Source organism: Streptomyces sp. NPDC045899 (assembly GCF_056431485.1).
Genome location: NZ_JBWKKP010000059.1, coordinates 1 through 5,927, shown reverse-complemented (window position 1 = coordinate 5,927; position 5,927 = coordinate 1). Strand labels below are relative to the sequence as shown.

Genomic DNA, 5,927 nt, shown 5'->3' with positions numbered 1-5,927 from the left:
CCGGTTGAGGACGCGGAGTTGCAGGCGGCCGCGGATCGTACGGGTCTGACGGTGTATGTGCCTGATCGTGGGTTTGCGGCTCCGCCTGGTGAGGGGGGTGAGCCGGGCGGTGTGCATCTGCGGGAGAGTGCCAGGGGTGATGCCAAGGGGTGGCGGGTGTACCGCCCCGCTTCCGCGTCCGCGGCTTCGGGGCCGGCCCCGCGGGCGGGTGCGGTGCGTTCCACGGCGCCGTTGGTCCCGCCGGGGGATGAACACTGGAACGCGCCCCCTTCATCCCGGAGCGACGAGGACTCTCCGGCGCCGCGGTTCGGCGCCTTCTACGCCGACCGCAAGTGGAAGGAGCTGAGCAGCGGGTACGAGCGGGCGCTCGGGCGGGTGCTGGCCAAGGACCCGGAAGTGATCGTGGAGGCGCGGCGGGCGGTCAAGAGCCTTTATGACCTGCTGACCACGTACTACTGGCCGAAATATGTGGAGGCGACGTTCCTGCCCCGTGCGAAGGACCCGCGGCGCGCGATGGAGCGTCTGCTGGATCCGGATGGTGGCGCCACCCTGAAGAACCTGATGGGCGCCTTCATATACGGCGCCAGCGGTTCCGGGGCGACACTGACCCAGTTGTGGAGGGATCAACCTCAGCTGAATCCACGGGGCTTGAGTGGGCCCGGGCTTGTGGTGCCGCACGGCCCGGACGCGCTGGAGGAGCTGCACGACCGGCTTGGTTTCCCGGTGGGGCCGGGCACGGCCACGGATGTCGAGTGGCTGCTCACGGTCCACCAGTTCCTGAACGTGCCCGATGGTGAGGTGCTTCGGTTCCGGGAAGCCATGATGGGCTGGATCCTTCCCGAGGCCGGCGATCACACGCTGGTGGAGATCCTTACCGCCTCCCGCCGGGCTGGAGTGCGCGATGAGACCGAGCCCGACACGGTGGTCGAGGCAGCCCGCATCTACGCATGGGTGGACGCGTCCCTCCAGCCGGGCCATCGGGCGGGCGGGGGTGACAGCGCCCTGGAACTGCCTCATGAGCGGGTGTATCTCGCGCGCGTGGACTGGCTCACCCCGAAGGTCTTCGGAGACGAGCGTGCCCAGGAGATCAGCGAACTGATCGGGTCGGGACAACTCGCCGGCACCGATCTGAGTGGTCCGGGGGTGGCGGCGCGGCGGGAGCGGCGCGAGGCGCTCAGGGCGTGGACACAGCGCCATCGCTCGCTCGGCCTACTGAGCGAGAATGTCAAGGAGGGGCACGCGGCGGCGTTGCAGTTGGCCAGTGGGGTCGATGTGCGGCTGCTCGACGAGAAGTTCCTGGCCGGTCCCGACGCTCCCGATCAGCTTGAGGTCAAGGCGGAGCTGTGGGAGAAGGCGCGCTCGCTGGTGAAGGAGGCGTTTGCGGGCGGCGCGTTGAGGGAGTCCTTGCCGCTGCTGTTCCTGCGGGACAGGCCGTTCCGGCATCTGGTACAGCGCGCGGAGGCGCTCCTCAGCGATCCCGATACCGGGGCCGAGGACGCGCTGGCGGATGTCCGTGGCAGGCTCGAGGAGCGGGCCGTCGAGCTGGTGGACGGTCTTCACGGTGAACTGCGGGCGCACGCGGAGATGGCGGCTGAGGCGGTGGCGGTGCTCCCGCCGGTCAGCGGACCGGTGTGGTGGGCCTCGTGGGAGTCCGCGCCGCAGCACGGCGGCGGGAAGTGGCAGACGGTCAGCGCGCCGGGGCTGCACCATGCGACGACGCACCGTGAGACAGCGCTCGCCTCCTTGCTGAAGCCGGACGCCGGGGGGACTGGGCTGTACCCGGTGCTGTGGGAGGTGGTGGACTCCACCGGCCGGGACGTCTCCCCGCTGGCCCGCAGGCCCGCCGAGCGCACCGTGCTGTACCCCTCGAAGACGGTGCTGCGGGAGATTCGCCGTGAGCGTCGCCTCGACGGGGCGACCGGCAGGCGGTATCTGCACAGAACCTTCGAGGAGGTCCCGCAGTCGCCGCTGGCGCGGGAGTGGGACCGCGAGATCGTCACCCGGCAGCTGCGCACCTGGGACGGCCGTTGGTTCGGCGTGGCCTCCATCGACCTGCCGCTGTGGCTGAGGGAGAAGGACAAATACCCGCACCTGCACGAAGCGAGGCAATACGGCTTCGGTGACTACGAGGGGGGGAAGGAGGGAGATCTCCGGCCCCTGCCCTGGTCGATCAAGAACACGGGCGTCTGGGATTCGCACAGCGACGGCAAGACCTTCTTGGCGATGACGCGGTACGGCCGGAAGAGGGTGGACGGCACACAGGTCGGCCGCTACATCGGACAACTGATGGAAAGCCAGGGAACTCCCGCGCACGTTCGTGTGCTGTTGATCGCGTGTCATGCGGGCATCGAGGGGTCGGCCGCTCCTTCTCAGCAGGTGGCCACCTGGAGCAGGCGTGCCACTCTCGCCGCCCCGTATACGATCTTCCTCACTCCGGAAACGGCTGAACCTGCGATCGACCAGGCCCCTGGAGCGCCGGAGCCGAGGTGGCGGGAGGCCGAGCCGCAGGATCCGAGCGCTCTCGCCGCGGAGAAGGTCCGTGCGGCTCTTATGGATCCGGCGAGGCAGGGTGCCCGGTTCAGCGGCTCGTACGCCGACCCCGAGTGGGAGAGCCTGGCGGTGACGTTCGAGAAGCATCTGGGAAGGACGCTGGCCGCGGATCCGGAGGTGAAGGAGACCGCCCGGGAGGCTGTCAGGTCCCTGCATCGCCACCTCAGCCGATCACTCGGCCGTGGGGGGGCCGCCCAGGCCTTCTTTCCGGGAGAGACGCCGGACACCGCCCTTCGGAACATGCGCCGCCTCCGGGATCCGGACTCCGGGACGACGCTGCACGACCTCATGCGGGCCCTGTCGATCGCCATCACCACCCAGTACCCGCAGACGTCCGCCCCGCGGCCGGTGGACAAGAACAGCGCCTGGTACCGCGAAATCCACGAAACCCGTGGTTTCCCGCTGGTCACGGGTCAGGCCGACGGGACGAGGCATCTGCTCCGCACCTACCGCGCCGAGACCGGAGCGTCGAAGGAGGAGATGCTGCGGCTGCGCGAGGCCCTGCTCGCCTGGTGCCTGCCCACTTACACGCGTTCGCTGTTCGAGATCATCGAAGCCTCCCATGAGGCCGCGCCTCGCGCGTTCGACGCCGATGTGGAGTTGCGGGATGACGCGGCCCATACATACAGCTTGTTCGCCACGCTTCTGGCACCGCGGAAGAACCGTGATCCCGATGCCTTCATGGAGACGCTCTACCTTCCCCATCACGAGCTGTACCACCAGTACATCGGGTGGTTCACCGAACTGGCGGCCAAGGACGACATCAGTGGGATCTGGGGGGCGCTGAACGGGGTGCCGGACTCCCCTGGCCATGGGGGAAACACGCGGCAGGCGGCACTGGAGCTCTGGCGGCAGCGGCATGGTGGTTCGGTACCGGACCTCCTCCGCGAGGGCGACATCCTGCCTCTGTATCTGCTCTCGGGCCCGGACGCGGCGCTGGTCAACGCGCGGTTCGCCGATCCGCTCCATCCGGACGGGGAGGAACTGCTGCGGAGGGAGGCGGCGTCCGTGGTCCGGCAGGCGGTCCAGGCGCGGAAGTCCGACTTCCCGCTGCTGCTCATGAGGGACCAGAAGTTCGCCGAGACCGCCAACAAGATCCAGTCCCTCCCCGACGGGGAGAGGCGGGAAAAGGCCCTCCGGAGCCTGCTGCGGCAAACCGACCGGCTTGCCGCCGCGCTCGCGGCGGAGATTCCCCGGCATCTGGGGATGGCGGGAGACGCTCTGATGGCGCTGCCGCCGCTGAACGCGCCGGTGTGGTGGAGCACATGGGCCGCCGGTGATCTCACCGAGGGGCTGCCGGGGGAGCTGCACGCGGTCAGCGTGCCGGAGTTCCACATGGCAAGGAGAAGCGAAGAGGCCGTGCTCTCCGGCGTGCGCGAGCAGGACGCCGGGTCGGACGGCCGGTACCCGGTCCTGTTCGAGGTGGCCGGGTCCACGGCCCGGGATGTCGCTCCCTTCTCGCGGGATCCGGAGCGGCAGGAGGTGCGGTATCCGGCGGCGACGGTTCTCCACGTGCGGTTCCAGGAGATCCGGCAGGACGCGAAGACCCGTCGGCGCTACCTGTATGTCCAGTTGGAGGAGACCGAGCCGGTACCCCAGACCCGGCGACGTGCCATCGCTCCGCCGTTTGCCGCCGCTGCCCCGCAGACGCCGGGTGGCGCGCAGTCCGCGCCGCTGGTGCCGGCCCCGGCCGGTGCGGGCGCCTGGTGGAACTCACGGACCATGGTCTACGAGATCACGGACGGTGGCCGGCGGGTCGGCTGGGCGTCGTTCACCCAGAACGACTGGAAACGACGCCGCGAGGTCTACCAGCAACTGCCGTCGGTGAAGCACTACGTGCAGTGGCGGCGGGACGCCGCGGGTCGTCCCACGGGGACGGTGTGGAAGCTGCCCGTCTCCAACGCCCTGATCTGGACTTCGCACAGCGCTCCTGGAGGGCGCAACTTCCTGATGGCGCAGCCCGGAGGAGGGACACGGGCCGGTGACGCGCGCGAGGTGGGCAAGTACGTCGCGATGCTGGACCTGACCGACATCACCGACTTGATGATCCTGGCGTGCTCGGACAGGGGCACCGAGCAGACGGCGTGGGAGCTGGCCGACACCACCGGCCTGTCCGTGTGGTATCCGGACCAGGCGGTCGCGGTCACCCTCTCCTCGGACGGCGGAACGCCTCTGGTGCATGTGCGGGAACAGGCCGACGGTCTCCCCACCGCTTGGCTGGTGGCACGGCCGCACGGTCGGCGCCTGGTCCCGCAGTGGCCGACTCGGCCGGCCCCCGCGGTGTCCTTCAGCTACCCGTCGGAAGACGACTGGAACGCGCGCGTGCCGATGGCGGGCACGTATGGACCGGACGGAGAATTCGACAAGCGGTTCACGAGCACGGTGGCGGAGTTCCCCGTTGTCACCAGCGGGGATCGATTCACGGTGTGGGGGCAGGGGCAGGAGGACCCCGATCTGCACATGTTCGTGGCCGAGATACCGGGTCTCGGACTGCGCGGTGAGTACCACCCCCACGGTCCGACGGCGGGGAGGGTCACTGACGACCGGGGGCGGGTGTACGGCGAAGGGCCCGCCTGGAACTGGTATCTCCCCGGGCGCGGGCTCATCGCCTCCTCCCATGCGCAGCTGACCCGGCCGGTGGGCGAAGACGAGGACGCCACACCGATCGCGTGGCCCGCCACGGGCCCGGTGAGCCCGACGCCGCCCGTCCCGCCGGAATCCACCGCCGCCACCTTCGGACCACTGGCAGGAGGTGTACTTCCGGACGCCCTCTGGCGCGACCACGACGCGCCGCTGTACAAGTTCAGCAGCAAGTCCCCGGAGCGGGTCTTCCACGAGGGACTGAAGCCGCGCGGCGACGACATGGTTCATCTGATGGACCATGTCTACAACAGCGAGCGCATGGCGACGACCGGCTATCTGAGCACCACCACCAACGTGGATTATGTGAGCGACTCGGTGCGGGCCGACCCCTCCGCAGCCCGGGCGCAGAACGCCCACTACCGCTGGCGGTACGACATCGAGGCCCCCGGAGGCATCGATGTCAACGCGACCCTGGGCCTCGCCTCGCCCTTCCCCGACCAGCAGGAAATCGCCTTCCCCGGCGGTGTGCACACGCGGTACGTGCGTGGCGTGCAGCCGATGGAGAACGGGAGGCCCGTCGGGGACTACATTCCGAATCCCTTCTTCGACCCGGACACCTCCTCGGCCGGGAGCGAGCAGGCATCCGAGCCGTCCTCGCCACCTCGCGCGAAGGTGTCGCAGCCGTCCCAGGACTGGTCTTCGGGTGTGGTGTTGCGTGAGGTGAAGGACGCGCGTGGGCGTGTGGTGGGGCTGGCGTCGTTCGATGCGCAGGCTTGGGAGCGGCGGAAGGATTC

The 5,927-nt window shown here is 69.4% G+C and carries 1 protein-coding gene; it reads left to right on the top strand.

Annotation, left to right across the window (positions count from 1 at the left end; all coding sequences use genetic code 11):
* Positions 1-213: 213 nt before the first annotated feature.
* Positions 214-5,927, top strand: a 5,714-nt coding sequence (locus tag AC07FT_RS36215) for a scabin-related ADP-ribosyltransferase (protein ID WP_479180418.1), incomplete at its 3' end; no start/stop codon positions are given.